Origin of the sequence: Cnuella takakiae (assembly GCF_001953305.1) — a bacterium.
In the GTDB taxonomy this organism is placed as follows: domain Bacteria; phylum Bacteroidota; class Bacteroidia; order Chitinophagales; family Chitinophagaceae; genus Flavisolibacter; species Flavisolibacter takakiae.
Map to the genome: position 1 here is coordinate 1,689,001 of NZ_MTFE01000010.1, position 26,565 is coordinate 1,715,565.

23 protein-coding genes and 2 tRNA genes are annotated in these 26,565 nt (G+C 45.2%); 13 read left to right on the forward strand and 12 right to left on the reverse strand.

Features of this window, described 5'->3' with window-relative positions:
* The 6 genes from BUE76_RS07540 (at window position 1) to dnaA (ending at window position 6,957) form a co-directional block, all read left to right on the forward strand.
* On the forward strand, window positions 1–1,227 hold the full coding sequence (locus BUE76_RS07540; protein ID WP_073043656.1) for an AGE family epimerase/isomerase: 1,227 nt from the start codon (window positions 1–3) through the stop codon (window positions 1,225–1,227).
* 64 nt (window positions 1,228–1,291) lie between these two features.
* Window positions 1,292–2,398 carry a glycoside hydrolase family 26 protein gene (locus tag BUE76_RS07545; RefSeq protein ID WP_073043658.1) on the forward strand — a complete coding sequence of 369 codons (1,107 nt, stop codon included), beginning with the start codon at window positions 1,292–1,294 and terminating at the stop codon, window positions 2,396–2,398.
* A gap of 249 nt (window positions 2,399–2,647) precedes the next feature.
* Window positions 2,648–3,322 carry an SGNH/GDSL hydrolase family protein gene (locus tag BUE76_RS07550; protein ID WP_073043660.1) on the forward strand — a complete coding sequence of 225 codons (675 nt, stop codon included), beginning with the start codon at window positions 2,648–2,650 and terminating at the stop codon, window positions 3,320–3,322.
* A 395-nt stretch (window positions 3,323–3,717) separates the two neighbouring features.
* Window positions 3,718–4,467: a 5'-nucleotidase C-terminal domain-containing protein gene (locus BUE76_RS07555; protein ID WP_083596533.1), complete on the forward strand. Its 750-nt coding sequence runs from the start codon at window positions 3,718–3,720 to the stop codon at window positions 4,465–4,467.
* Complete coding sequence (locus tag BUE76_RS07560) at window positions 4,457–5,395, forward strand: bifunctional metallophosphatase/5'-nucleotidase (protein WP_073043662.1); 939 nt, start codon at window positions 4,457–4,459, stop codon at window positions 5,393–5,395. The genes BUE76_RS07555 and BUE76_RS07560 overlap by 11 nt, the downstream gene beginning before the upstream one ends.
* 128 nt (window positions 5,396–5,523) lie before the next feature.
* On the forward strand, window positions 5,524–6,957 hold the full coding sequence (gene dnaA / locus BUE76_RS07565) for a chromosomal replication initiator protein DnaA (protein WP_073043664.1): 1,434 nt from the start codon (window positions 5,524–5,526) through the stop codon (window positions 6,955–6,957).
* A 286-nt stretch (window positions 6,958–7,243) separates the two neighbouring features.
* Here the strand turns inward: dnaA and BUE76_RS07570 are convergent, their stop codons facing one another.
* Window positions 7,244–7,492 carry a hypothetical protein gene (locus BUE76_RS07570; RefSeq protein ID WP_073043666.1) on the reverse strand — a complete coding sequence of 83 codons (249 nt, stop codon included), beginning with the start codon at window positions 7,490–7,492 and terminating at the stop codon, window positions 7,244–7,246.
* Window positions 7,493–7,582: 90 nt separating this feature from the next.
* On the reverse strand, window positions 7,583–9,571 hold the full coding sequence (locus BUE76_RS07575) for a DUF5060 domain-containing protein (RefSeq protein WP_073043668.1): 1,989 nt from the start codon (window positions 9,569–9,571) through the stop codon (window positions 7,583–7,585).
* A 276-nt stretch (window positions 9,572–9,847) separates the two neighbouring features.
* Here BUE76_RS07575 and BUE76_RS07580 point away from each other — a divergent pair.
* The 3 genes from BUE76_RS07580 to BUE76_RS07590 all read left to right on the forward strand — a co-directional run bounded on the left by BUE76_RS07580 (window position 9,848) and on the right by BUE76_RS07590 (window position 11,450).
* Window positions 9,848–9,936, forward strand: a tRNA-Ser gene (locus BUE76_RS07580).
* Window positions 9,937–10,233: 297 nt separating this feature from the next.
* Complete coding sequence (locus BUE76_RS07585) at window positions 10,234–11,307, forward strand: serine hydrolase domain-containing protein (protein ID WP_073043670.1); 1,074 nt, start codon at window positions 10,234–10,236, stop codon at window positions 11,305–11,307.
* Between the two features lie 69 nt (window positions 11,308–11,376).
* Window positions 11,377–11,450 (forward strand) — tRNA-Pro (locus BUE76_RS07590).
* A 129-nt stretch (window positions 11,451–11,579) separates the two neighbouring features.
* Here the strand turns inward: BUE76_RS07590 and BUE76_RS07595 are convergent.
* Window positions 11,580–14,111: a PAS domain S-box protein gene (locus BUE76_RS07595; protein WP_158069938.1), complete on the reverse strand. Its 2,532-nt coding sequence runs from the start codon at window positions 14,109–14,111 to the stop codon at window positions 11,580–11,582.
* Window positions 14,112–14,295: 184 nt separating this feature from the next.
* The gene (locus BUE76_RS07600; protein WP_073043674.1) at window positions 14,296–14,583 is read right to left on the reverse strand and encodes a hypothetical protein; all 288 of its coding nucleotides are present in this window, start codon (window positions 14,581–14,583) and stop codon (window positions 14,296–14,298) included.
* 102 nt (window positions 14,584–14,685) lie between these two features.
* Between BUE76_RS07600 and BUE76_RS07605 the strand changes: the two genes are divergently transcribed.
* On the forward strand, window positions 14,686–15,033 hold the full coding sequence (locus tag BUE76_RS07605; protein ID WP_073043676.1) for a hypothetical protein: 348 nt from the start codon (window positions 14,686–14,688) through the stop codon (window positions 15,031–15,033).
* A gap of 124 nt (window positions 15,034–15,157) precedes the next feature.
* On the opposite strand, the gene BUE76_RS07610 is transcribed toward BUE76_RS07605, so the two are convergent.
* Window positions 15,158–15,739, reverse strand: a complete 582-nt coding sequence (locus BUE76_RS07610; RefSeq protein ID WP_073043678.1) for a hypothetical protein — start codon at window positions 15,737–15,739, stop codon at window positions 15,158–15,160.
* Entirely contained in the window at window positions 15,739–15,969 is a 231-nt protein-coding gene (locus tag BUE76_RS07615) for a hypothetical protein (RefSeq protein WP_073043680.1), read from the reverse strand. Before BUE76_RS07615 ends, BUE76_RS07610 begins: the two co-directional genes overlap by 1 nt.
* Before the next feature lie 398 nt (window positions 15,970–16,367).
* On the opposite strand from BUE76_RS07615, the gene BUE76_RS07620 reads away from it, so the two are divergent.
* Both BUE76_RS07620 and BUE76_RS07625 read left to right on the forward strand, forming a co-directional pair.
* Window positions 16,368–16,625, forward strand: coding sequence for a hypothetical protein (locus BUE76_RS07620; protein WP_073043682.1), 258 nt, complete (start codon window positions 16,368–16,370; stop codon window positions 16,623–16,625).
* Window positions 16,626–17,013: 388 nt separating this feature from the next.
* Window positions 17,014–18,075 carry a hypothetical protein gene (locus BUE76_RS07625; RefSeq protein WP_073043684.1) on the forward strand — a complete coding sequence of 354 codons (1,062 nt, stop codon included), beginning with the start codon at window positions 17,014–17,016 and terminating at the stop codon, window positions 18,073–18,075.
* A 53-nt stretch (window positions 18,076–18,128) separates the two neighbouring features.
* Here BUE76_RS07625 and BUE76_RS07630 read toward each other — a convergent pair whose 3' ends face one another.
* From BUE76_RS07630 to BUE76_RS07640, 3 genes are all read right to left on the reverse strand, one after another.
* Window positions 18,129–18,347, reverse strand: coding sequence for a hypothetical protein (locus tag BUE76_RS07630; protein WP_073043686.1), 219 nt, complete (start codon window positions 18,345–18,347; stop codon window positions 18,129–18,131).
* A gap of 104 nt (window positions 18,348–18,451) precedes the next feature.
* A complete protein-coding gene (locus tag BUE76_RS07635) occupies window positions 18,452–19,519 on the reverse strand; it encodes a tyrosine-type recombinase/integrase (RefSeq protein ID WP_076026723.1) in 1,068 nt (355 codons plus the stop codon).
* Between the two features lie 46 nt (window positions 19,520–19,565).
* Window positions 19,566–20,045, reverse strand: coding sequence for a hypothetical protein (locus tag BUE76_RS07640; protein ID WP_073043689.1), 480 nt, complete (start codon window positions 20,043–20,045; stop codon window positions 19,566–19,568).
* 524 nt (window positions 20,046–20,569) lie between these two features.
* On the opposite strand from BUE76_RS07640, the gene BUE76_RS07645 reads away from it, so the two are divergent.
* The gene (locus BUE76_RS07645) at window positions 20,570–23,182 is read left to right on the forward strand and encodes a tail fiber domain-containing protein (protein WP_073043691.1); all 2,613 of its coding nucleotides are present in this window, start codon (window positions 20,570–20,572) and stop codon (window positions 23,180–23,182) included.
* Between the two features lie 156 nt (window positions 23,183–23,338).
* Here BUE76_RS07645 and BUE76_RS07650 read toward each other — a convergent pair whose 3' ends face one another.
* The 3 genes from BUE76_RS07650 to BUE76_RS07660 are packed head-to-tail and all read right to left on the reverse strand — an operon-like array spanning window position 23,339 to window position 26,562.
* Window positions 23,339–26,017: a hypothetical protein gene (locus BUE76_RS07650; protein WP_073043693.1), complete on the reverse strand. Its 2,679-nt coding sequence runs from the start codon at window positions 26,015–26,017 to the stop codon at window positions 23,339–23,341.
* A gap of 34 nt (window positions 26,018–26,051) precedes the next feature.
* On the reverse strand, window positions 26,052–26,315 hold the full coding sequence (locus BUE76_RS07655; RefSeq protein ID WP_073043695.1) for a hypothetical protein: 264 nt from the start codon (window positions 26,313–26,315) through the stop codon (window positions 26,052–26,054).
* A gap of 19 nt (window positions 26,316–26,334) precedes the next feature.
* Window positions 26,335–26,562 carry a hypothetical protein gene (locus tag BUE76_RS07660; protein WP_073043697.1) on the reverse strand — a complete coding sequence of 76 codons (228 nt, stop codon included), beginning with the start codon at window positions 26,560–26,562 and terminating at the stop codon, window positions 26,335–26,337.
* Window positions 26,563–26,565 lie beyond the last annotated feature (3 nt).

A 26,565-nucleotide genomic window follows, 5' to 3' on the forward strand; every position in this document is an offset into this window, starting at 1 on the left:
ATGGACCAGGAACTCGCTGCAAGCTTAATGCAATACCACGGAGAACTGGCTTCCGAACTGGAAGCCATCCTGCAGTTCTGGATGCAACATTGTGTAGACGAACGAAAGGGTGGCTTTATTGGTAAGCTGGGTCATGATAATACGATAGATCCGGAAGCACCCAAGGGTGCGGTACTCAACTGCCGTATCCTGAGGACCTTTGCTGCGGCAGCAAGGCAAAGCGGTAACCATGCCTATCGATCCATTGCCGATCGTGCATTTGCTTACTTAGACCGGCACTTTGTTGATCCTGAATTTGGTGGGGTGTACTGGACGGTAACTGCTGATGGCAAACCGCTGGATACCAAGAAGCAGATCTATGCCCTTGCCTTTGCGGTGTATGCATTCAGTGAATATTACAAGCTAACAGGGGAAGATCGAGCCAGGCAGTTAGCCATTGGTCAGTATCGTGCCATTGAGCAGTATAGTTTTGATGCACAATACGGCGGCTACCTCGAAGCGCTGGACCGTAAATGGCAACCGCTTGCCGACCTGCGTCTGAGTGAAAAAGACGCAAACGAAAAGAAAAGTATGAATACCCACCTCCATGTGCTGGAAGGGTATACCAATCTGTACCGCGTATGGCCCGATGCTGGTTTGCGCAAACAAATTATTGCATTGATCCGCATTTTCCTTGACCACATCATGCACCCGCAAACCCATCACTTGGTTTTGTTTTTCAGCGAGCAATGGCAATCCCGTTCCTCCGCTGTTTCCTTCGGGCATGATATAGAAGCTGCCTGGCTGGTGCAGGAAGCCGCCGAAACAGTCGGCGAGGAGGCATTGCTTGCCGAAGTGCGGCATCGCTGCCTGCTGGTAGCTGATGCTGCAGCCCTTGGGCTCGATGGAGATGGCGGGCTGTGGTATGAAAAAAACGGCGCGCACTGGGTAAGAGAAAAACACTGGTGGCCGCAGGCTGAAGCGATGGTAGGTTTTTTCAATGCCTGGCAAGAGTCGGGACACATTGTTCACTTACAACGATCATTAGCTGTATGGGCATTTGTAAAAGCGCATATCCTTGACCGTGAAAAAGGTGAATGGGCGTGGGGGGTACGGCAGGACTATAGCCTGATGGATAGCGAAGACAAAGCTGGCCTGTGGAAATGTCCTTACCACAATGGAAGGGCCTGCCTGGAGCTGATGCAACGCATTGGAAAAATAGACCACCTTAATCATCAGCATTACTAAAACAAACGCCAAACGCCAAACTCATAACGCCAAATCCTGAACCATAAACTTCAAACCAAGAAACATGTATCGTTACACATTACTACTATTATGCACCTTCCTGCTTGCTGTTGCTCATGGACAGCCTGTTGATAAACGGGCAACGCCTGAAACAAAAGCACTCTTCCGCAACCTGATGCGGCTTTCGGAAAACCATACTCTTTTTGGACACCAGCACGCCACTGAGTACGGCCGTGGATGGGCTGGTGATGCGGACCGGTCGGATGTAAAATCGGTTACCGGTTCGCACCCGGCGATAATTGGTGTAGACCTGAGTGGCTTTTCCGGGCACGCTGCTGATGTTGTTGCTAAAAACAAAGCCGACCTGAAAAAGAATGTGGAAGACACGTACAATAGGGGCGGGGTAACTACCATTGCCTGGCATTTCAATAACCCGGTATCGGCAGGTGGCTTCTACTGGAAAGACTCTGTTTCCAAACCTGCAGTTAAATACCTCATCCCCGGTGGTGCGGCACATGAACAATACAAGGGTATACTGAAAGGTATTGCCGATTGGGCCAACAGCACCAGGGGTAAAGATGGTAAACAGGTGCCGATGATCTTCAGGCCTTACCACGAGTTTGACGGTGGCTGGTTTTGGTGGGGTGCGCCGCATTGTACCCGCGAGGAGTTTGTATCGCTGTGGCGTTTTACGGTAGGCTACCTGCGCGACAGCCTCGGTGTACACAACTTGCTGTATGCATTCTCTCCTGACAACAGGTTTAATACTGAAGCTGAGTTCCTGGATCGTTATCCCGGTGATGAATGGGTGGATATGGTAGGTATGGATAACTATGGCGATATGGGTCGTGATGGCTACCGCCTGGATGTTGCATCGCGCAAACTGAAGATCGTTTCAGACTACGCCCAACGCAAAGGCAAGCTGGCTGCATTTACCGAAACAGGATTGGAATCTATTCCCAACACCAATTGGTGGAATGATGTATTGTTGAAAGTGATGCGTGCAGATGGCAAACGTTTGTCGTACGTGTTGGTGTGGCGCAACGACCGCACCAGCCCCACACATTATTATGCACCCGTGCCGGGTCATCCAAGCGTGCCAGACTTCATGAAGTTTTACAACGATCCCTATACTTTGTTTGAAAAGGATTTAAAAGGCATTTATAAATAGTGCCTATTATGCCAGTTATAAGATGGCTGTGGAAAAGCTACAAGCTATTAGCTGCAAGCTTAAAGGCTTCCATGTTCACGACTTATGTAACAATGGAGTTGGTATCGTTATAAAATAAAAAAAGAAAGTATCCCAGGTTGTTCTTTACGCATCTCTGCGATTGCCCGGCGCTCTTTGCAATACTTAATTTCGACAACCAATTTCTCGCTCATTAACTATCTTCCAGCATTCCAATAAACCGCTTTCCACATGAAACAAATCTTCCGGTCATTTATCCTGTTGCTGCTTGCTGCCAGTACCCAGTTTTTTGTATGGCAAAAGAAAACCCGCATCCTCTTTTTTGGCGACTCCATAACACAGGCGGGTGTGCAGCCGGGTGGCTATATCACCCGTATGGGCGAAATGCTCAAAGCGCGTAACCTGTCGGACCAATACGAACTGGTAGGCGCAGGTATCGGCGGTAATAAGATTTACGATCTCTACTTGCGTGCCGATGAGGATGTGCTGGCAAAGAGCCCCGATGTGGTAGTAATATGGGTAGGTGTAAATGATGTGTGGCATAAAGCTTCGTCGGGTACCGGTACCGATGCTGATAAGTTTGAACGCTTTTATACTGCATTGATTAAAAAGCTACATGCAAAAGGTATCAAGGTGCACCTGGCTACGCCGGCTGCCATTGGTGAGCATACCGATTATAGTAACCAGCAGGACGGCGACCTGAATCATTATGCCAATATCATTCGCCGTTTGGCCCAGCAAAATGGTTGCGGGTTGATCGATCTGCGCAAGGCATTCCTGGATTACAACCAAAAGAACAATCCGCAAAACCTGGAGAAGGGCATCCTCACCACCGACAGGGTGCACCTGAATGAGAAAGGCAATACGCTTGTGGCCGAGCAAATGGTAGGCGCACTGGTTCGCTAATTAATTTGTAACCTGTTTATAAGCCGGAGGATTTCCTCCGGCTTATTTATTTCAGTGGGGTTGTGGAAAACCTCGGTAAGGACCATTATAACCTTTGGCAAGTTGTTGGCTGAGGGTGTTGCTGAAGATGCAGGTTTGCTGGCAATACTTATATCAATAGCGCTTTAGACTTTAAAAGAACAAATGATAATAATTGTCCTACTGTACTGGCTATAAGTCTTTTGCCTTCTCTTGTTGCATCGGTTTTGTTTATCTATTGCTACAAAAACATATAACCTTTTACGTGTGGACTTATTGGAAATTACTTATCGTGCTAAGATGGCAGATAGATTCGGTGAATAACTTGTGGAAAACCCGGAATAAGATCGGATATTTGCGCTCCCAAAAGCGAAACAGTGATCTTTTCAAAATATATAAACCTGCTCCTGCTGCTCACCCTAAGCCTGGCATCCTGCCACAGGGCAATGCATCCGGCCAAGCTGGCTTATCATGATTACAAGATAGATGCAGCTGCGCCACGCGATAGCGCAATGATGCGCATGCTGCTGCCTTACCGCGACTCGGTAGACAAAAGCATGAATGAAGTGTTGGGCATTGCTGCCGCTACACTGGAGAAGAAACAACCTTCCGGATCGCTGGGCAATTTCATGGCCGATGCGGTGCTGGATATGGCGGCAAAACAGTTCAAAATGCCTGTTGATTTTGCCATCATCAACTATGGTGGCATCCGTAGCCTGCAACTGGCGAAGGGGGAAGTGACACGCGGGAAAGTATTTGAGCTGATGCCCTTCGATAACCTGCTGGTGCTGCAAAAGTTGAGCGGCGACCAGGTGCAGCAGTTGTTTGATTATCTCGCCGCAAGAGGTGGCTGGCCCATTGCAGGTGCCAGTTTTGTGATCAAAAACAAACAGGCAACCGATGTACTGGTTGGCGGCAAACCACTGGACAAAAACAAAACTTATACGCTTGCCAACTCCGATTATGTAGCCAATGGTGGTGATGATGCTTCTTTCCTGAAGCCCATTCCGCAGATCAATAGTGGTTACCTGATCAGGGATGCTTTGCTAACATATATCCGCAACCTGCAACAGCAGGGAAAACCTATTGCTGAAATCACCGAAAACCGCATCCGCAATGCAGAATAGAAGAACATTCATCAGGCAGTCGGCACTGGCCGCTGGTTCACTATTGCTGGGTGCGCAAGCCGGTGCGGCCGAACTGCTGGTAGATGCACGCAGCCGTCAGCTGACCATCCTGCATACCAACGATACGCATAGCCGCATTGATCCTTTTCCAATGGATGGCAGCCGCAACGAAGGGCAGGGTGGGGTAGCAGCCCGTGCAGCAATGATCAATCAGATCAGGAGTGAAGCGGAACATGTGTTGTTGCTAGATGCCGGAGATATTTTCCAGGGCACACCTTATTTCAATATTTATAAAGGCGAGCCTGAAGTAAAGGCGATGGCCCGCATGGGTTATGATGCCTGCACCATTGGTAACCACGACTTTGATGGTGGTGTGGACAATCTTGCCCTGCAGATGAAACAACATGGCGGTTTCAGTACCATCGTCAGCAATTACGATTTTGCTGGTACTGCCATGGAGTCAGTTGCAGTTCCTTACCGCATCATCAAAAAAGGAGGATTGAAGGTGGGCATCCTTGGCGTGGGTATTGAGCTGGATGGATTGGTGCCTGCCAATTTGTACGGCACTACCAGGTACCTCGACCCCATTCAGAAGGCCAATGAAGTGGCCGGTATTTTGCATGCAAAGGGATGCGATCTGGTGATTTGCCTGTCACATCTTGGTTATAAATATGCAGGCAATAAAGTGAGCGATCAGCAACTGGCACGTGAAACCGAAAATATTAACCTGATTATTAGCGGACATACGCACACATTTCTGGATAAACCTGATGTGTTGCAAAATAAAAAGGGGCAGGATGTTGTTGTCAACCAGGTAGGATGGGCAGGATTGCAACTGGGCAGGTTGGATTATGATTTTAACCGGCAAAAAGGGCAAAGGTTGATAAGTGCAAACCCATTAACAGTTACGAAAAAAACGCACGAATAAAAATTTTTTTTTCGTTGGATGTTTTAGATATTCGTCTTCCTGTCCCAGCAAAATTTATTTATACACCAATTGTGTATAAGTCATCGCAAGTACAAGATTCATAAGCTTTTATAAACTGTATCAACTTCATGGAGAAGAATGCCGAACATGTTTGGTCGAACTGCCTGTCTATTATCAAAGACATTGTGGAATGGCAGCATTTCAAAACATGGTTCGAACCCATCAAACCCGTGCTGCTGAAAGAGAACGTGCTGGTGATACAGGTGCCAAGTCAATTCTTTTTTGAATACCTTGAAGAGCACTATGTAAACCTGCTGGCTAAAACCCTGAAGCGAGAACTGGGCAAAGATGCCCGTTTGGAATACCGCATCATGGTGGACGGTGGCAACAATTACAACAAGCCCGTTACTGTAGATACTGCGTCGCATGGTTACAAATCTTTTTCCAACAACGAAATGGACTTCCCGCTGGTGATCAACACACCGGTAAAGAATCCTTTCGTGATTCCTGGATTGAAGAAGATGCAGATTGATCCGCAGCTCAATCCCATTTATACTTTTGATTCTTATATCGAAGGTGATTGCAACCGTGTAGCACGTCGTGCCGGTAAAACGGTTGCGGAGAAGCCTGGTGCCAACTCTTTCAACCCGCTGGTAATTTATGGTGGTGTTGGTTTGGGTAAAACGCACCTGGCGCAAGCCATCGGTAATGAAGTAAAAAGGCTTACGCCCAACAAAGTGGTATTGTATGTGAGCTCAGAGAAGTTCATCAATCAGTTTGTGGACCACAGCCGCAACAATGCCATCAACGATTTCATCCACTTCTACCAGATGATCGATGTGCTGATCATTGATGATGTGCAGTTCTTTAACCGCGCCGAGAAATCGCAGGATGCATTCTTTGCCATCTTCAACCACCTGCACCAGAGTGGTAAGCAGTTGGTACTTACTTCCGACAAATCGCCCAAGGACCTGGAAGGTGTGCAGGAGCGTTTGCTGAGCCGCTTCCGTTGGGGTTTGAGTGCCGATATCCAGATGCCCGATTACGAAACCCGTATCGAGATACTGGAGCGCAAGATGAAGAACGACGGCCTGGAAATGCCGAAGGAAGTAGTGAAGTATATTGCTTACAACATCAACAGCAATATCCGCGAGTTGGAAGGTGCTTTGATTTCGCTGCTGGCACAATCATCGCTCAACCGCCGGGAGATTGATCTGGAACTGGCCAAGAAAGTACTGCGCAACTTTGTGAAGTCTTCCAGCAAAGAAATTACCATCGATACCATCCAGCGCATGGTGTGCGAATACTTTGATGTGCCTTACGATAAGCTGCTGCAAAAAACACGCAAACGCGAAATTGTACAGGCCCGCCAGATCACCATGTACCTGGCTAAAGCATTTACCAAGAACTCGCTTAAAACCATTGGTGAACATTTTGGTGGCCGCGATCATACTACGGTAATCCACAGTTGCCAAACGGTAAAAGACCTGATGGATACCGATGGTGTATTCCGCGATAATGTGATGGAGTTACAGCAGAAGGTGCAACTGGCATCTTTGTAAGAAAGCAGGTTTTAGAAAAACCAAATATTCAAAGGGTTTCAGAAGTTGGTAGCAGCGTGGCTGTTGCCAAATTCTGAAACCCTTTTCTTTTAAAGAAATTTTTATAAAATCTACCTGTAGACTTTTGTGGTGTTGCTGGTACAGGGCGCAAAGGAGTGCAGCCGCAGCGTAATGAGAGAATGCAACATTACTCGTGTGTAACCAGGGCTAAATGTAAGGGAGCTTATAATTTATTATTGCAACGTTTAAATTTTTTGAAACAAACGAAAACATTGCAAACTCCGCTCTACCACCACAACTCGGAAATATCAATCTGTTCGAGGTATGGATTGAGGATGTCTTCGCCATCGGAAGCATAAACACGCAGCACGTCTTTGCGGCGGGTGGTAAATTCCACTTCCACATAAAACTGCTCCACTGCATAAAGATGCATGCTGCGGGGGCCTTCGCTGCGATGACCAACAAGGGCATCGCCCCGCATGGCAATTTTTATTTGCTCCGAAGTATCCAGGGCGTTGAAAGCTACAGGCGTCATAGGTGGGTATTGTAGCTTTAAGATAGCATAAATCGCACCCGTTTGTACCCGCTATTTCACGGTACTTTGTGCTGGTAAAATCGGGTGGTTTTACTGCTTCCTGGCATTGCGCAACAGGTATCCACCCAACCCGCCGGCAAGGAGTGCCAGCAGCAAGAGACCTGCCACCTGATATTTGGGTCTTTGATAAAAGGGAGGTGTGATAACTACCTTTTCGTATTCCTTATACTTTGTTTTTTCGTCCCTGGGTCCTTTGTAAACCAGTTTCAATCCCCAGTCCTGTCCGTCGGGCAGTGGCGGCAGTTTGATTAGGCCTGTTTTTCCAGAAACCAGTATGCCATCACCCAGCAGTTGCCAACTGCCTTTGCGGGGATCAAACCATTGTGCATTGTACACGGCATCAAGCCGGGCGCCCCTGATCTCTGCCTGAGGGCAGCCTTGCTCAAAGTAGAGTAGGAAAATATGCTGGTCGGGTGTGCGGCTGCAATAGGCCCATCCTTCATAGGCAAGGAGGTTATAGTTCTTGTTGGGCGTCACCAGGTCGGCATTGGGTTCAAGGTCCTGGTAGCGGCGGCCAATTGATAAGGCAAAGGTTTTGAGGTGCCGCATTTCCGCTCCTGATCGCCATTTGAATGCTTCCCACATCTTGGTGGGTGCTTCGGGCTCTACATCACCGCCCCATATGCCTTCGGCGCCATAGCAATGCCCTGCCAGTCCACCTGAAAGAAAGCTGCCATAGGCGCAGGACCGTACATAGGCATTATCTTTTTCCGTGCCGCCATCGGCACCGCGGGTATAGTTTACACCGATACCGGCTCCACGGGCATCTTTATAGCCAGCATAGTAGGGTTCGCCGTTGAGTGCCGGCTTAGGATGTTTTTGGTAAAAGATTTCGGTTAAATACCAGTAATAGGTGTGCTCCCTCCGGTTGCCAATCTGGTGGAGCGTAACCCAGGAATCCTCGCCCCAATTTTCAAGGGTGGAAGGGTTTGCGTTAGCCGAAAGAAGGTTTTCAAACGGCAAGGGCCCATAGGTTTTTTCCACGTATTTGATGGCGGTCACATAGTCGGCAGGACTTACGGTTGCCGAAATAATATCGAGGTGCACGGGGCTTAGTACCGTGTTGTAGGCACCATAGCGTGCGTAGAAATATTGCAGGTAGCGGGCATAGGAGTGGGGCCATCCGTAATATTGGTACCATAGCAGGCTGGCATCGCGCCTGGAGGCTTCCAGGAAGGGAACAAAGCCATGCTCGTTGAGGTAGGCGATCTTACGGTCAAGGAAGTGGAAATAGGCCGGGTTGATGCGGTCCATATCGGGAAAATAGTTTTCATACCCCGGCACCCTGCCCGGAAAGAGAAAAGGCCTGCCGCCTTCATTATCCATATTCTTGGCGCTGTTCTTTCCAAATTCCACCCATGCGGAACGAACGGTGGTGCGTGCCGAGTCGTACATCCGCAGGTGGTAGGAGCTGTCGTCTGTTTTCCAATTGGGATAAGCTGCAATCACATTGATCCAGTTATACCCTTGTGCCTTGCGCAGGCGCACATAATCTTTAAAACCTGCATTGGGACCCATGGGGCGTGGTTGTTCATCATCATACCAGCGAAAGCGGCTGGCACCCATCGAAAACCATGTGTCGCCAACGGCAAAGAAAGGCGTACCATCAGCATGGATGAGTGCATGGCCATTAGGAGATGCACGCAGAAAGCCGCGGCGCAAAGTGTTGGCCGCTAATTCTGCTTCGCTCCAGGTGGTAGCAGTAAAGTCACCCTTTTTTCCGTTCAGGCCGGCATCTGCAGGCTGCGAGCCACTGGTCCAGCTGTACTTGCCGGGCTGCATGGCCACCAGCCTTACCTTAAACGTATCGCCGCCATCCCAAAAGCCATACACCCTTTTGTTGAAGCCTGGTCCTTTGAGATCTATCCAAACGGTGGCATCGGTATAAGCATTGGCGTAATTGTTTTGGGCCACAAAACGCAGTTCCTGCAACTCCCACACATGTACCGGAGGTGTTGAATGGGCGGAGTGGGCAAAAAAGGCAAGCAGGGCAGAAAGGATGATGCGAAAAAATTTCATCGTTGCAGGCTGTTGTTCCAAAAAAGGCAATCAGCGGCAGATTAGCAATAGGCTAATTGAATTGGCTCTGAAATAAAGGTTCAGCCTTGAAAAAATCTGGACCCCATGCTGCTGTCGGTTGCACTTCTTTTGGCTTCCGCTTCAGGCTCAAAGCTTTGGTGTAAAGCAGCAAAACTTTTTAGCAGAAAAAACATTTTTTAATTTTTGGAATATTGGGATGCATCTCCCTATTTTTGCAGCCCTTGCAGCACGGGTTTGTCCCTGACGCACAGGAAAGGTGAGGTGGATGAGTGGCTGAAATCAGTAGTTTGCTAAACTGCCGTACGGGTTAAACTGTACCGCGGGTTCGAATCCCGCCCTCACCGCAGAAAGAGGAACGCTAGTCGTTCCTCTTTTTTTATGCCTACTTGTCCCGCAAAAAAAGACGCTGTTTTGCTTGCCGAAGTTTTAGAATCCGAAAGATTTTGCTGCATCAAAACTGCTGCCGGTTTACTGCCAGTTTTAAACCCATGTCATTTCAAATGGTCTGTTGAAAAATACGTTTACGCTTGACCGAAATAATTGTTTTTAAAAAATCCTGTAATAGCTGTTTGTTCCGGATGCGTTTATTGAACTGATGGTTACCTGCTATTGTAAGCTAATTTTAATTCAAATCCAGACCCATGAAATGTATCCTTTTAATGCTGGCTTCTTTGCTGCTGCTAGGATGTAAAAAGGACCTGGCTGCGCCTATTGCGCAGCCAGGTGATTCTCTTTACTTTCCGCCACCAGGCAATACCTGGGCGCAAATATCCCCGGCATCCTTGGGTTGGAACGAAGCGGCCCTCCCTGCGTTGTATGATTTGCTGGAACAAAAGCAAACCAAGGCCTTTCTGATCCTTTACAACGGCCACATTGTACTGGAGCGGTACTTTGGCCGTTTCACCGCCGACAGTAGCTGGTATTGGGCGTCGGCAGGTAAAACGCTGACGGCTGCCCTGGTAGGTATTGCGCAGCACCAGGGTAAGCTCGATATCGGCAACCGGACATCCCAGTACCTGGATCAGGGGTGGACATCGCTGCCTTTGGCAAAGGAAAACAACATCACCATTCGGCACCAGCTTACCATGACTACCGGCCTGGACGACGCTACCGGCGATGCCGACTGCACCCAGCCAGCCTGCCTGCAGTTCAAAGCCGATGCGGGCACCCGCTGGGCCTACCACAATGCACCCTATACCCTGTTGGATAAAGTACTGGAACAGGCTACCGGCACCACCTTCAACAGCTATTTCCGCCAGCAGGTTGGCAGCCGGATTGGAATGGACGGCACTTGGGTAAGGGTGGGGTACAATAATGTTTTATTCAGTACTGCCCGTAGTATGGCACGCTTTGGTATCCTGATGCTGCATAAGGGTAAGTGGCAAGACCAAACAGTACTGCCTGACGCAGCTTACCAAAACAGCCAAATCAGCAGTTCGCAGCCGCTGAATCCGTCATACGGGTATCTTACCTGGCTTAATGGCAAGGACCGGCATATGCTGCCTACCTTACAGTTTGTGTTTAGTGGATCGCTGGTGCCCAATGCCCCCGCGGACCTTTTTGCCGCTTTGGGTAAGAACGACCAGAAGCTTTACGTGGTGCCCTCCAAAAAGCTGGTGGTAGTACGCATGGGTGAAAGTGCCGGCAATGTGCGGATGGCTGTTTCCAGTTTCGACAACGAGTTGTGGGGGGCCTTGAACCAGGTGATCCGCTAAAGGATTGGAATATTGTTTTGCAGGTAATAATGAAAAGCCTACATTTGCCACCCCGCAGCCCGCGGGACCCGGGAAGTAGCGCAGGCCGGTAGCGCACCTGGTTTGGGACCAGGGGGTCGCAGGTTCGAATCCTGTCTTCCCGACAACTTAGAATAGCAAACCCGCTCTAGTAGCGGGTTTTGTCGTTTTTGGTGATGAATGGTAGCAAAAAGGGTAGCAATTTTATCTATTATTCAGTTTTAAAATCAGGATTCTATTTTTGATGTCTCGTTCTAAGCAGGTAGTAATACGTAGAAAATAGCACCTTCATCTAGTTGTGATTCTGCCCAGATAAAGCCATTGTGATTTTCAACTACTTTCCGTGCAATGGACAGTCCTATCCCAGTTCCTGAATATTCTTCTTTTCCATGTAGGCGCTGAAACATTTTAAATATCTTATCGGCATATTCTTGTTTAAAACCTATTCCATTGTCTTTTATTTCAATCAGGTGAAACTTTTGATCTTTTTGTTCGGGCAACACTTTATCTGCAACATCATAGCCAAATACTACTCTAGAAGAGATTAAAATAACAGGTGTCTGTTTAGGTTTGCTATACTTTAATGCGTTGCTTAAAATATTTTGTAGTAGTTGTTGTAATTGACGCTTGTAGCCTTTGATTGTTGGAAGTTGTCCTACTTCTATCTCCGCATTCTGTTCTTCAATAATTAGCTCTAAATCACTTAATACAATATTTACTTTAACGTTTAAGTTCACCTCCTCTTTTTCCATTGGCTTTTCACTGACTTTGGAGAACTCTAGTAAATCATCCACTAAAAGGCCCATACGATGTGCTGCATTTTCAACACGATCAAATAGGTACTGCTCTTTCTCTGATAGCCGATTCCTAAGAGTTAATTTTAAGCGATTTGTAAACGTTAGCACTTTACGGATTGGCTCTTTCATGTCATGTGATGCAGCATGAGCAAACTCTTCCAAATTGCTATTAGACCTGGACAGTTCTAAATTTGATTGCATTAGGGCCTTATTAGCAAGTGCTAGTTCTAGGGTGCGCTTCTCTACCTTAAGTTCTAGCAGTTCCGCAGCTTTGCGCTCTTCTGTGATATCCATTAAGGTACCGATGATCAAAGGTTCGCTGTCGGGCTGGACAAAATGTCCATTTAACCGAACCCAACGTATATTTTGGTCCGTCTGGATGATTCTTGCTTCATAAAATAGCACACCAGTTTGTTTGGCTATTTCCAATGCTTTTTGGCGAATCGGTTGATCTTCCGGATTTACTGCATCAATAAAGGTCTGATATGGCCACTGTTTTGTAGGATCTAATCCTAAAATATCTGCACTTCTTGGTGAGTGAATAATAGTATGTTTCTTTACATTTATTTCAAAAGTTCCTAAACGGGCAATTTCTATAGCGGCATTTGCCCGTGCCTCACTTTCTTTTAGAGCTTCCGTAGCTATTATTTGCTCGTGGATTTCAATTCCTACACCTATATAACCCATAAACTCTCCGGTAGGTAAGTATCTAGGTGTTCCCTTAAATAAGTGCCAACGGTACTGCCCATCGTGTCTTTTCAAACGCACTGCAGGTAGGGTGTATGGTTCCTTATTTTGGAAAGCAGGAACATATCTTTCGAATATACCTTGTACGTCCTCTGGATGTACAATTCCATCCCAGGCCCGGCCTAAGGCCTCTTCATAGCCCTGACCAGTATAGGTAAGCCAAGTCTTGTTGAAATAACTCATTCTTGCTTCCGCATCTGGTTCTACCATGTAGACAATCATTGGTGAGTTGTCGGCCAAACTACGGAACCTTAACTCGCCTTCCTCTACCTTATGGCGAGTTAATACCTGTTCTGTAACGTCTACGGCAACCACAATAATTCCTGATATGGTGCCATCTAAGTCGCGAAAAGGTTCATACACGAAATTCAAAAAGCGGGTTTCAATTTCGCCTTTACGGGGCAGTTGCACAGGCTGTTCACTGGCATTAATGGTTTCTCCTTTTACTAGCACCCTATTAAGGAGATCTTCTAAACCTTGGTTACGAGCTTCCGGAAGCCCTTCAAAAATGGGTTTGTTCAACAGTTCTGCCTCTTCTCGACCCCAAATTTCAAAAATGCGATTGTTGGCAATCTCCACAACGAAAGAAGGGCCTTTTAGAATACACATGGCCACAGGAGATTGCAAGATCGTAGCGCGAAGATTGCGCTCACTTTGTTCCACTTTATGAGCGGCCAACACTTTTTCTGTTGTTTCTATAACAGCACAAAACAATCCGTTGATGGTTCCTGATTCATCCACAATTGGACTGTAGGAAAATGTGAAATAAGATTCCTCAATAAAGCCTCTTCGGTCGATTAAAAGCAGCTGGTCTTCTGCCCATGTTGACTGACCATTAAATACTGCATCCACTAGCGGAGATAGATCGTCCCAAATTTCAGCCCAACCTTCCCGCCCCGATTTTCCCAAGAGGTCAGGATGTTTACCCCCCGCAATGGTCCGGTAGCCATCATTGTAAAAGGTTGTAAGCTCCTTACCCCACCATACAAACATGGGGAACTTGGAATTAAGCAACAAATTGATTGAAGTGCGGAGACTTTGGGGCCATGTATCGGGAGTACCTACTGCTGTATTGCTCCAGTCTTTAGTTCTCATCAGTTCGCCAATCTCACCTCCATTTTTCAAAAAAGGAAGCGAGCTCACTTTATTAACCATAATGTATTGTAAGTCAAAGTTTGGTTCCAAAAGTAAGTAGGCTACCCTATTAAAACAGTTGGTTGGAAAATGAAAAAAGCGTTTCATAAACCGCCAAGGCATCTAATCAAGTTCATTGAAATAGATTTTGCCTTCATTGCGGCGGGTCAAGTATGGTTTATAGGGTTTACAGCAAATTGAAATAACTCCTTATAACTGGTGTCAGGCCGAAAATATAAGGCATTTAATAGATAAATGATGGTCTATAGCTCTTTAATGAAAGGTTAACACCTCAACTGTTTAGTATAGCCACCCTTTTGGATTCGTATTCGCTAGGGTGCAGCAAATGCCGACGCCCTTCCAGTTCATTTAACTTGTCTTCTTTCTGTTGCGCCAGCAGCTGCGCATCGGTTATCCCCAGGGAGCGCGAATGAATGGCCGCAATTGCTGTCAACTTTTCCAAACTGGTTTGCATTCCCTTTATGCCATCAGTAATGGCTTTGCGGATGATGAAATAAAGAACGAGGGCAACAACAAGATTGCCAGCCAGCAAGGCGGCAAGTAGTAAGGTTTGATCCATGTCGATGGTTTTGGTTCGGTGTGGCAATATAAAGCCTTTACCTAGGTAATTTAATATCGTTTCCTTTGCATTTTCCAGCTAGCCATATTCTAACTTCATCAAATGCGCTTCCATCTTACCATCCCCCACGGCATCTACACTTTCCGCTTTGATGTGGAAGCAGCGGGTAAGGATAAGCATTTTGAGCAGTGGCGCCTGGTTGCAGGTGATAGGGTTGTGGTGCTCCAGAGCAACCGGCCAATGCTCCAGGCAAGGGGACTTAAAAAAAAGCCGGTTACTTGGAAGGTTGTTGAGGGAGAGGTCAAAGATGAGAAAGCGCTGGCGAAGGTGTGCAAGGCTATTGAGGACCATCTGGCGGGGCCACCTCCACCACCTCAACCTGCATCCCCATTTCCTGATTTGCCGGCGCGAATGCTGCTGAAACAACCCAACCCCAGAAAACAGGGCTAAACAGCGACCTTTCGGCAAAAGGAAGTAGTGGTTGTAGATTATTGGGTCCTTGCTGGAGCGGGAGATTGAAGGCGGTGGTGTAAAAGTATAAAGAATAAACTATTGTAAAGGGTGAAAATGTCACCTATGAATCCGGCGAAAAAATCATGTCATAATTGTCAAGGAGGAAGTGCCCAAACATATTTGCGACAACTTTAGGCTTAGTCTGCTTACGGTTCATCAATAAATAAACTGCGTTTTTGGTATCACGCATATGGATGAAGTATGCAGGAGAAAATAAGTTGACCATTGCATAATCGTAAATAGCAAATCGCACTCTCTTGTACCGGTCAATAAACTTCCTTTTTTCTTTAGGAGAAGAAAAAGCTTTACCTGATAATATTGTCTCATCGAACTTTCTCGGCACTGCGTAAAATGATAGATTGGCAGCAGGGTTCCTTTTCCAATAATCAAGCATTGCGTAAAGGCAGGTGGTTATGACCTTAAAAGCGTCATCGTCATTATAAATTTTGTCAAACCTGTTTTTGGCATTGCGCTCATCCATTCCACAGTACTTTACCGCTGTAACACCAAAACTGAATGTTTCGAATGTTACCATGTAACGCCTGTGCACTGCAGGGAAACTGTACTGGGTGATTAAAATGGGATTAGGGACAAGTGTAGGTTTAGCACCAAGGTACCTTAAGGGGTATGGCTTATCGAACATTAGCCGATGCTAAAAAACTGGTAAACGTTATTACGTTCGCTCATTTGCTGAGAAGGAGAAAGTACTTCAAAATCGAATACTACTTTGCTTTTTGACTGACCTGGGGCATTAACAGCAAGGCGACGCCCAATAGGCAGAGCGTTGGATGCATTCAACCTATTACGCATGCGAATGCTTTTGGCCGGAGCCATTGCAACTGAAGCGGCTGCATTTTTAGCGTAGGTTTTCATTGTATTCCGTTTTGATTCCGATTGCTTTACACTTGTACTGACAAAAGTCAAAGCATTTTGATTCACAAACATAATATCAAAAATGATACAATATGCAACAATTAGTAACAATTCACGACATTTTCACACCACGCAAAGGCAATGTACGCACGGAAGAATTATGATTATCAATGACTTCGGGCCATAGCTAGGAAATGCGGGTAAAATGGAGGCTCGGGACAAGGACATGAACTCCGCCCACAATGGGTATATTGACGCCCAGTTTTGATTGCCGGAGATCTTCACGAATTGAACCTGTGCCAGCTGGGATGGTGTGGCTTGGCTAAAGCAAAAGGGCAAATGCCTCTTTATTTTCTCCAGAAACGGAAAACTCATATCTTATAATAAAAATTTCAAACATGAAGGATTATTATGTTGCACAGGTCCAGGTGATTATTGATGGAAAGGAAAGTGTTACTATCCCCATTTCTGGACAAGGATTTAATCCTAATATGGTTAAAAGTTCAGCAGAAAGAAAAGCAAGGGAAACTTACGAAGGAAACACGTTTGCGTCTGTGATTCTAAGTAAGGAGGATTATGACCTGGAAGAGTTTAAGCAAATCACTGGTGGCAACCCTCCATGGCTAGGAGGCGATCGGCTTCAACCTGGGAAATAATACTTTTACTCATTCAAATCTCTATAATTATAAAAACCATATAAATAAGCTGCTTTGCCTCTTTGCCGCTGGACTCCTGTTCTTGTATCCTACCGAATCGCATGCCCAAAAGAAAAGGTCCTACAAACCCAAAACTGTGAGTGTCAAATCGTACACCACCAAGAAGGGCAAGAGGGTCCGTGCTCACAAAAGATCATAGTTCATTCTTTCGCCTGTACAGGTAGTGATAAGAAGAGAACTGGCATAACAGATAGGGGGCAAAAGCCCCCTTTGTCTTATCCAAAGCGGTGCTAAAAGCTATCAAATATTAAAACTTCTTAATACCTTTTACGAAAGTTGCCCATCCGGCCAGTGAAAACCTTCATTTACAAACATCAAAACCAACTGTATGTTTAGAAGGGAGTTTTTGGCCAAACTAGCAGCCTACATCACTGGCACTGTAGGTATCATCGTGAACTACGATGCACTAGAAGTAATCATCACCAAATTCAGTGAGCGCCTGCATGATAATTTCTTACCAGAAAAGAACCAGGAGCTTATCAGGCAAATCTTCAGGATTCTTCCCTACCAAACCACCATTGTACCTGCAAGTAGCAATCCCCGCATTGAAGAACAGCTCAAAAAGATAAGCAGGGAAACGCCTATTAGAGAAGACGCGGACTTGCTCGACTACTTCTCCACCGCCACCCTCCGCGCCTCAGAAGCCTTCTGCCCTATATTTCTTAACCAAGAAAAGGCAGACATGAAGGATTGCAGGTTTGGGTACCGTCAGTGGGATAAGGTATTGAATGCGAGCACCACCAACAACATATTGGCACTCGGATCACCCACTTCAAACTATGCCATCAGAACGGCTATGTTCTATGACAACATCCCGGATAAGAAGCTTTGCTTTAGAATGGATCCGGAAGCACCAACATATGTAACTACACCCTACCAGTTTGCATTGGATGAAGCTGAAATAATGCGCTTTGGCAATCCTGGTGACCGTCTCTACCATGCAAAAGGTAAGGAAGGGCAAAAGGGAGAGCAAATACCTAACTGGGGCTTGAAAACAGGTGAAGAGCAGTTGATACTTCCCAAAGTGAACCCTGCAGATGGACTTTTGCTGGAAGATTTCTTGGTGATTTCCATGATGCCCAACACTTTTCATCCGGATAACGTTGATAGGAATATTGCCGTGATTTGCATTGGAGGCACACACAGCTTAGGCACAATAGCTACCAAAAACCTCCTGCAAAGCGAGAGTTGCCTGCAAGCATTAAAAGACCGGCTGGAATCAATGGACTCTCCTCCTTACTGGCAGGCTGTATTTAGAATTGAGCTGGAACCCTTTACAGAAAAGTTTAGTAAAATGAGCCTAATGGACGCTCAGAAAGTAGGTATTGAAGACAAAACTAAGCTTGTTGATTGGGCCACGAAGCTCTATGATCAACGTAGCAGGAATTAAAACGGGTTAAAAGCCTTTTTTGAATCCTTTTCCATTATCTCTATACTATCCAACTATACAACCCTGGTTTTTATTTCGCCATTTTTCTTTTCGTACTTGGCAAAGTATTCTGTCAAAGCAGTTTCTATAACATCTTTGATTTTTAGCCGGTCCCAATAAGCAACATTTTTGGTTTTCTCTAATAATTCTGTTTTGATAATAAAGGTGGCACGCTCTTCACCTTCTTTTGTACCTTTTTGAGTAGATTTCTTTGTAGAGTCTTGATTTGCCATGGTTTAAAAGTATACAAGAAGCGGCAAATTGAGTAATATATGTTTACAAATATTATTGTTAATAATTAATTGGGTTTATTTATTTTGAGCTGTTTGGGGTTACACTAATCGATTATTCTTCCAATTTCCTCATCTACCCTCTTATTTGTCAGGTGGTAATATACCCTTGTATGTTTTGTATCGGTATGACCTAGAATGGCAGCAGTGAGCTCTATGCTCACTCCAGCCTCTGCCAGCATCATGCCGGCACTATGGCGGGAAGTATGGCAGGGAATATTTTGTTCAATACCACAATCCTGTGCAATTTTTTTAAGCAATAGGTTGTATGGCCTATTTTGAACACGTAAGGGTTGCCATTGAACGGCCTCAAATAGCTGCTTGATCTTACCGCGAATCGGTAAGCTGACCATGTTTCTTGTTTTGACGAGTTCTTTTACAAGGCGATCATCAATGATATTCTTGTTTTTGTCAAAGGAAATCATATCGGAGTGTCTTAGCCCCGTATAGCAGCCAATAAGAAACCAAAGAGTGGCAATTCTCCGGTTAGGACTTGCAATAGCAGCATATTGCTCTAAAGCAATTATTTGTTTTTTCGTTAGGTAGGCTCTATTTGGATCCTTATATGCTGGTTTTTCCTTGTAATGCTTAACCTCATTGCGCTTGATTATATCATCATCGATAGCTTTATTGAGAATCAATGATATTGTTTTGAAATAATTCCAAATTGTATTGTTGTTCAACTTTTCAGTTATCAATTTAATATGTAGGTTTTCGCACCATTGTTTATCAATATCTTCTATATCTAGTTCTGGATACCATGATTCTAACACTCGAAGCTTGCTTAGATATTGGTTGATGGTTGTTTCTTTTTTAGTGCCTTTTATTGACCAAAGACTGATACAGTGCCAAGCGTATTTGTAGAAGCTTGTTAGGGTGTCCTCATCTACTGGTATATCCTGCAAACGCTTTACTTCCCCTAATTTCTTGCTCAAAATTTTATTTAAATGGCGAGCTTGTGGATGATTTACAACCTTACCATTTGTAAACTGATCGGCTCGAACCTTTATCCTTGTTGATTTAAATTTTCTGACATTCCCGTTGGTTACCCTAATAGTTACTGTTAGTCGGTCTTTGCTATCCAATCTCCCTTTAAGTATGCACTTGATAACCATTTGCAGAGGTTTTATCGTGTTAAGATTGTAAAACAAGTAGTGTTATTTATTGCAGTCGAAATCTTTCAATAGGCTTCAAAAGGTCTGCTGTAATCCCCACTTTTATGTCCTCTGGCCCCGAGTAACACCCAAACTGATCACCATTGAAAAGATAAGCTTTTGCCAAGCCACTACATCCTTTACCTATTTGAGAACACTCCAGTTTCTTTATACACCGGCTACATACTGGATGCATGCTTTCGTATAGCCTGTAATCCCTTAGAGCGATAAACCGATAGCCTGCTGCTTGGCATTTCAGTAAATGATTAACATGCGAGTTCCTCGTTAACTTGGTCACTATCACGTATGTAGGAATAGGATCATTGAAAGAATAAGCTAGTACAGCTTCTCCATGTTGCCCCATGAACCACTCTTTCTCCCTTTTTTGGATATTGGAAAACTGGTAAGAATTTAAAGCCCAGGCTGTTCCAGCTGCTTGAGTGAAAGCTTCTGGAAATTCTATGTCAATCTGTTTTTTAATAGGCATAACAAACGGTTTTATTTGAATCAAATGTAATAACTGTAAACATTTATTACAAATATTTTTGTGTTTATTTTTCGATCTATTGCTGAGCTAGTTTAAATAGTATTAGAAGTGCCTGTATTCAAGTTGCCTATTACTTACGATAATAGAAACTCATGTGACTTAATGAATCTTATTGACTAACGCTCCTCATATTACAATACACCTTCATATGGTTTGCTGGCCTAGAATTTCCAAAAATTGCTGTCGGTTATACTGGTTTATGTTCTGACCTCAAGGTGAAACAGTTTATTTCATACTTTAGCTTTCTTTCCTTCCCCTAAGCAATTCATTTCCAATCCTTTAAAATGCTAAAGTTTATCTGATTAGGCCAAATTCGGGGCCTGTTAAACGTATGTATAAATAATGTAATTGCTTCTTGAAATACAGTCTAGAACGTTGTTGGCATGTGCACCTGGCTTGCCAACCTACTAAGGCTTAAGATTTTTTATAAGAACCTATAACAACCTAATACAAAACCAAAACACATGAAACGACAATTACTCTTGTCTGTGCTATCGGCTGTTGCCGCAATTAATCTTTACGGGCAAAACACAACGCCTTACTGGAGTCTTGCTGGGAATTCAAACGGTGTTGGCACTGCCAAGTTGGGAACTACCAACTCCATTCCACTAACTCTCATCACAAACAACGTAGAGCGAATGCGCATTGATCCTACTACCGGCAGAATAGCGGTGGGTGCCAGCTTTTTGAGAGGAAAGCTAACCTTGGTCAATAATGGAAGTACTCCTTCTGCAGTATGGGTGAATAATGGAACACCGCTATTTACAGGCTTTGCAGAAGCCACGGGAGGTAATGGAGATTACATCATCAACATGGCATCAGACGCTAGGACCACTAGAGCTAACTACATGGCCAAAAGAGCAAGAGGAACACTTGCAAACCCCTTAGCCGTCATTGATAACGACTTTATTACTTCAATACAAGCATCTGGTTACGACGGCACCCAATTCCAGAACCCTGCAACCATCGATTTTTTTGTTGATGGCACCCCGTCAGCCGGGAATGTGCCTGTTCGAATATCTATGTCAACTGGCGCCAATCTAACTACAAGAAAAGAGCGTCTTAAGATTGGAAATAGCGGAAACATTGATTTCAACAGTGGACAACTGTATGTTGATCAAGCAAACGGCAATGTTGGTATTGGAACTTACCAAAGTGCAGGTAAACTTACCATTCACAACAATGGCTCTTTGCCTTCAGCTCCATGGCTGGCAGATGGAACCATGTTTACAGGCTTTGCAGAAGATAAAATAGGTGGCGCAGACTTCATAGTTAACATGGCTACCAACACACCTGATTCGCGACCAGTGTTTATGGGTAAACGATCACGTGGAACACTGGGAGCACCCCTTCCGGTAGTAGATAAGGATAAGTTGTTTGGCATCCTGCCAGCTGCGTTCGATGGGAAATCATTTCAAGTTCCTGCTTCCATAGATTTTATTGCAGATGGAGCTCCAACTGCTGGTAGTGTGCCTACCCGAATTGCATTTTTTACAGGTGCGAATGGTGCCACAAGAAAAGAAAGATTCAGTATTGGAAGTAATGGTAGTCTGAATTTCAATAGCAACCAATTGTTAGTAAGCGAAACCGCAACCGAAAGAATTGTGCGCCTCAATAACGGGCAGGTTGTGCTTTCAACTGGTATATCATCACCTGCAGGAACGATGAATCTAAACAGTTCCAAGTTGTACATCAATATGGACCAGTATGAAAAGGAAGCAGAAAAGCCAATACCACCTGATGCACTAGTAGCTGTAGGCGGCAACATGTTTCTAACCGGTGGTGTTCATTCTGAAAACGGATCGTTGATTATGGACAATGGTAGTATCGATTTGACAGGGAGTTTAAGTATTAAATATGGAGGAATTATTGCCAACTCTGGAGATGGCTCAGGTAATAGAGGTAAAACAATGATTCAGGGTGGAGAAGTGGAAATTACTGGGGAAGATTCTTACATCAACCTTCCTGGACCTTATGGAGGAATTTCCGTAAGAGGCACTTATCCAATTTTCGCCAAAGGAATTTATAACGGTAGAGGCTGGGAATTCGAAAGTAGGGGACTTCATGCTGAAGGAAATACCGAAGGTGTTTATGGAAGAAGCTATGGTTATTCATACTTAGATATTTATAGCGCTAGGAGATCTTCTGGGGTTTATGGTTTTAATGAAACTATTGGTGTTGGTGTAAGAGGGACTAGCAATAACGGTTTAGGCGTGCTAGGATCTTCAAAGTTTTCACATGGTATTTTTGGAACTACCGAAAGCGACACTGCTTTTGCAGGGTATTTCTCTGGTAAAGTCTTTAGCAGCAATGGCTATTTCAGCGCCTCCGATAAAAACTTGAAAAAGAACATCAAGAATCTTCCTGAGGGCCTTGACATTATCAATAAACTAGAGCCAAAATCTTACGAGTTCCGAAACGATGGCGCAATGGCGCAGATGAATTTACCAAAAGGAAAGCATTTTGGGCTATTGGCACAGGATGTAGAAAAAGTGCTGCCAACTTTGGTGCACACTTCTGAATTTGACCCTATGTTCACCCTTGCACCTGCAAGCTATGATTCTACAGGAAAGAATGCAGTATTGCCGCCAGTAACAGGATCCCAAGAGAAAATTGCCTACAAAGCCATCAATTATACTGAATTGATTCCGGTGCTAGTTAAGGGGATGCAGGAGCAGCAAAGCCAAATTGAAGAGCAAGGAAAGCAAACGGAAAACCTTATGAGACAGGTAGCAGAACAGCAAAAACAAATTGAGGACTTAAAAGCTATTGTAAATAAGCTTTCTGGAATTAGCACAACTTCTGCAAGCCTGAGCAGTGCAAAACTCGGTAATCCGATTCCTAACCCTTCTAAAAGCTCAACTGTCATTTCCTACAATGTGCCAGAAGGTAGCAGATCGGTTTTTTTGCTAGTCACAGACATGAAAGGAGCTTTAATAAAACAAGTAAAGCTAAATGCAAAGGGTAGTAGTCAAATAAATTTAAATACTACAGCATTGGCAGCGGGTACTTATACCTACAACTTAATTGTTGATGGTACAAAACAAGAATCGAAGCAATTGATCATAACACGGTAATTGGAAGCTTTATTTTCAATGCCTGTATGATCTCTTCGTGTAATTCATAGAAAAGGTTGTCAAGGAAGCTATTTACTATTAGCCTTCAAATGACCATCTTAATTATATGGGTGTGACAAACCGGCAGCTAGTTAGCTGCCGGTTTGTATTTAAGGTTTACCTTCTTTCCAAATACCTGAACTCATGAGGGCCGGTAAAGGTTTTGGGGTGTGCATTGTCGGATATTTCATGTAATACCACCTGGCCGGAGCAATCAGTGAAATTCATGTCGTAATGCAGTAACATGAATGTTTTGCCTTTGGTCTGCGCTGTGATATCCGTTATTTGCCATTGGTGAATGCAATCCCCTGGCGCTGGCAGGTTCAATCCGTCCGTATCCCCTTCAAAAAGACACAATACCCGGCGCTTCGCATACCATACCGCCATAGCCTGCCACCAGCCAAATGGCTGCTTGAAGCCAGGGTAAGCCGGGTGAGTGAACTTTCCTGCAAGCAGATATTTGCCGGTGCCGTCTTTCCTCAATAGAGCCCCTTTAAACAGCTTTCTCGGGCTGTCTGATACATAGACCTGCTGTTCGTGTTTTGACTGGTATTTACCACCCTGAAAAACCCTATTATACTGCCCTGAGTATTCAGCATAACCGCCGTTTATGTATGGATCGTAGGTGAAGCGAAGGTTTTGGTAAAACACATCGGTGTTATCCTGCGAGAAATCAGGGCGAACATTCAAGGTGTGCAAGGTGAGGTACACCAAGCCTCCAACCGGGGAGGCCGGGGCTTTCCAGGTAAGGGTAGCCCAATCAGGATCAGTATAGTCAACGAATGTTTGTGCTGTAGCGCTTTGGCTGCCCCAGTTATCACCAGCCTGTACCCATGTTTCTTTATCGTTTACCCGACCTAACCACCAGAAAGTGCCATCATTGCCGGCAAGCCTTACCGTCATAACGAATACAGATTGCCCGTAGTTGCTGCCGGTTTGTTTCAGCTTGTAGTCGATACTTGCTGTGAACCGGTCTTTTGCTTCTATCGGGATGGGGTTGCTTTCAATGTGGTTGCTATTGGGCACCTGATTGGTTTGTGGGGTAAACACTAGGTAGCGCTCTTTTTCGTACCCTTCAAAGAATACCCGCTTAATATAGGCTTGTGAGGTGATGGTATTGGGTGAATGGGCAAACCCAGCTTTCATTGTCCAATCCTCTACCTGGTATGCTTTCCAATCCTGCCCACCCATGGGGATGATCATTGCACCCCGGCTGAAATTGATGTTATCAACCAATTCTTTGTGGAATTCATAATTGAACACCTCTTTTACTTCCCGGTGCGGCCGGTTGTAGATAACGTTTTGCTGTTCGTTAATCCAGCTTACTTTTTCATCAAACCCCAAGAGCTTTACCGGCTCTATCATTTCCGGGTTAGGGGTAAGGATACTGGGAATAAGGGCACCGGCGCTGTCAAACTTCCAAACCTTGTATGTGCCACCTTGAAGTTCGTCGGGCCTTACAATCCACCATTTGCCGCCATTGAACTGCAAGAATGCATCTTCACCCAATATTCTTTGCAACACTTCATAGCAGGAAATAGAAGTGCCCACTTCATCTTCAAAGGTTTTTGCATCCAAATAGGTGGTTGCATACATGGGTAGGCCGGGGTTGTTTTCTTCCCACAGGTTGTGCACCAGGTTTATTCCCAACTCCAACCCGGTCTTTTGCAGTGCCCAGGCCACATACTGAATGAGAGTAAAAGTGCCTTTTGGGTTCTTGCCTGCTTTGTCCGTCAGGGGCACATCTTTCAGTAAGCCTAAACCATCGGTTGCTACCAGCTGTACCTCATTAGGGTAAGGCAGAAAGGGCTCCATTGCATCAGAAAAGGTGAGGAAGCCCTGGAAGGTTGGCACCTGCACGTTGTTGGTGTAGTGTACCACATACCACCGGTTATCTTCTCCCTCTCCAAAATTGGACAGGTTCACTTCTTCGGATCCGAGAAACCGAATGATTGCCTCTTTCGCCCTAATGGGTGTAAATGGGCTTTCTTCATTGTCAACAATGGAAACCGAAAAGGCATTGCCTGCTCCATCCAAAGGAATGATCTTGTCAACTGCTGTCGGGTTCTTCTCTGATGTATCGATAATGTCAACGGTTTGCAGTGTTTCCTCAAAGTTTCTCCATTGAAGGCGATAAATAAGCCGTTCTGGGGCATTTGGGCTGGTAGGCGGTACAATGTTGCCAAACTCGGATGCAACCGCTTCTATGCGGTATCTATGGCCCTCCTGGATGATAAAGGTGAATGTATTGGGAATGGCAGGGTAGCTGGACACGTTGCTGGTGGCTTTATAAAGCACGGTCTCAGTGGTTAGATCGGTTACTGCCAACCAGTAAAAACCAGGCAGGCCTTCAAAGATGGGCTGCTGTACGGTTATTGTTGAACCTGCTGGCGCATCCATGGTGCCGGCTTCGCTGATATAGCTTTCAAGTTTTCGCACACCATCAACATCAAGGAACAGGTTACTATCAACAAAGGGCTGCGGTTGGTCCTTGTTTACCCATTCAATAGCCGGGATGCTGGCCGGCAGCGGCTGGGCAACGGCACATTGGCTACTGTTAGGCACAATGCTTTGCACCGCATAGGGGTAGTTTGTCCGGGGGAAGATGATTACCAGATCAGCACCCAGGCAAAACCGGGTCACTTCCTTGTTTTCAACATAGTTGCCATCTGTCCGGGGAAAGATAGCCGGGATGGGTTGGCCATCTTGTGCACGGGGCTTGATCTTTCGGGTGGTTTCGTCGTATTCAACAAGGATAGTACGGCCTGCTGTTTCAAACTGGAATAATAGTTTCATTTTAGCTTGTTTTATTGTTTTGTGAGGGTTTGGATTAAAGCGTTGTTTGGTGCGTAGGTTTTACATTCACGAAGACGATGTGTTTTCCCTGGTTGTTGTCGTGGAACTCCTGGAATTCCTGCCTTGTTATCGGGTTGCTTGTTGTTGCGGGTTCATCAGGCCAACGACAGTATACTTCATCATCACAATTCCAGAAGTAAACCTTCTCTGGCCTTAGTTCATTGATACTAAGCTTGCCTGTTTGCAGGTCTTTAAGCGCTTGGAGTTTTTCTTTTCTAGATACTGGTCGACTTTTCATATTGGTACTTTTTGATTGATTACTTGATTATAAAATGCATCCCGGGGTTTTCATCACAATACCTGTTGAAAGCCTCTTCGCTCATGGGTTCTGACTGTTGCTGTGGCTTACCTGGCCAAAGGGTGTACATACCGTCTTCGCACATCCACTGGTATTTCTTTGTTGGCTGCAGGTCTGTGATGCTCTTCTTGCCCTCTATGAGTGCGCGGAGTGTTTCAATCTTTTGTTTTCTATTATTTGCTTTCATAAG

What these genes read in the sequence shown, in the direction of transcription:
- BUE76_RS07540 (WP_073043656.1), top strand. Translation starts at nt 1, where the DNA reads ATGGACCAGGAACTCGCTGCAAGCTTAATGCAATACCACGGAGAACTG.
- BUE76_RS07545 (WP_073043658.1), top strand. Translation starts at nt 1,292, where the DNA reads ATGTATCGTTACACATTACTACTATTATGCACCTTCCTGCTTGCTGTT.
- BUE76_RS07550 (WP_073043660.1), top strand. Translation starts at nt 2,648, where the DNA reads ATGAAACAAATCTTCCGGTCATTTATCCTGTTGCTGCTTGCTGCCAGT.
- BUE76_RS07560 (WP_073043662.1), top strand. Translation starts at nt 4,457, where the DNA reads ATGCAGAATAGAAGAACATTCATCAGGCAGTCGGCACTGGCCGCTGGT.
- dnaA (WP_073043664.1), top strand. Translation starts at nt 5,524, where the DNA reads ATGGAGAAGAATGCCGAACATGTTTGGTCGAACTGCCTGTCTATTATC.
- BUE76_RS07570 (WP_073043666.1), bottom strand. Translation starts at nt 7,492, where the DNA reads ATGACGCCTGTAGCTTTCAACGCCCTGGATACTTCGGAGCAAATAAAA.
- BUE76_RS07575 (WP_073043668.1), bottom strand. Translation starts at nt 9,571, where the DNA reads ATGAAATTTTTTCGCATCATCCTTTCTGCCCTGCTTGCCTTTTTTGCC.
- BUE76_RS07585 (WP_073043670.1), top strand. Translation starts at nt 10,234, where the DNA reads ATGAAATGTATCCTTTTAATGCTGGCTTCTTTGCTGCTGCTAGGATGT.
- BUE76_RS07595 (WP_158069938.1), bottom strand. Translation starts at nt 14,111, where the DNA reads ATGAAACGCTTTTTTCATTTTCCAACCAACTGTTTTAATAGGGTAGCC.
- BUE76_RS07600 (WP_073043674.1), bottom strand. Translation starts at nt 14,583, where the DNA reads ATGGATCAAACCTTACTACTTGCCGCCTTGCTGGCTGGCAATCTTGTT.
- BUE76_RS07605 (WP_073043676.1), top strand. Translation starts at nt 14,686, where the DNA reads ATGCGCTTCCATCTTACCATCCCCCACGGCATCTACACTTTCCGCTTT.
- BUE76_RS07610 (WP_073043678.1), bottom strand. Translation starts at nt 15,739, where the DNA reads ATGTTCGATAAGCCATACCCCTTAAGGTACCTTGGTGCTAAACCTACA.
- BUE76_RS07615 (WP_073043680.1), bottom strand. Translation starts at nt 15,969, where the DNA reads ATGAAAACCTACGCTAAAAATGCAGCCGCTTCAGTTGCAATGGCTCCG.
- BUE76_RS07620 (WP_073043682.1), top strand. Translation starts at nt 16,368, where the DNA reads ATGAAGGATTATTATGTTGCACAGGTCCAGGTGATTATTGATGGAAAG.
- BUE76_RS07625 (WP_073043684.1), top strand. Translation starts at nt 17,014, where the DNA reads ATGTTTAGAAGGGAGTTTTTGGCCAAACTAGCAGCCTACATCACTGGC.
- BUE76_RS07630 (WP_073043686.1), bottom strand. Translation starts at nt 18,347, where the DNA reads ATGGCAAATCAAGACTCTACAAAGAAATCTACTCAAAAAGGTACAAAA.
- BUE76_RS07635 (WP_076026723.1), bottom strand. Translation starts at nt 19,519, where the DNA reads ATGGTTATCAAGTGCATACTTAAAGGGAGATTGGATAGCAAAGACCGA.
- BUE76_RS07640 (WP_073043689.1), bottom strand. Translation starts at nt 20,045, where the DNA reads ATGCCTATTAAAAAACAGATTGACATAGAATTTCCAGAAGCTTTCACT.
- BUE76_RS07645 (WP_073043691.1), top strand. Translation starts at nt 20,570, where the DNA reads ATGAAACGACAATTACTCTTGTCTGTGCTATCGGCTGTTGCCGCAATT.
- BUE76_RS07650 (WP_073043693.1), bottom strand. Translation starts at nt 26,017, where the DNA reads ATGAAACTATTATTCCAGTTTGAAACAGCAGGCCGTACTATCCTTGTT.
- BUE76_RS07655 (WP_073043695.1), bottom strand. Translation starts at nt 26,315, where the DNA reads ATGAAAAGTCGACCAGTATCTAGAAAAGAAAAACTCCAAGCGCTTAAA.
- BUE76_RS07660 (WP_073043697.1), bottom strand. Translation starts at nt 26,562, where the DNA reads ATGAAAGCAAATAATAGAAAACAAAAGATTGAAACACTCCGCGCACTC.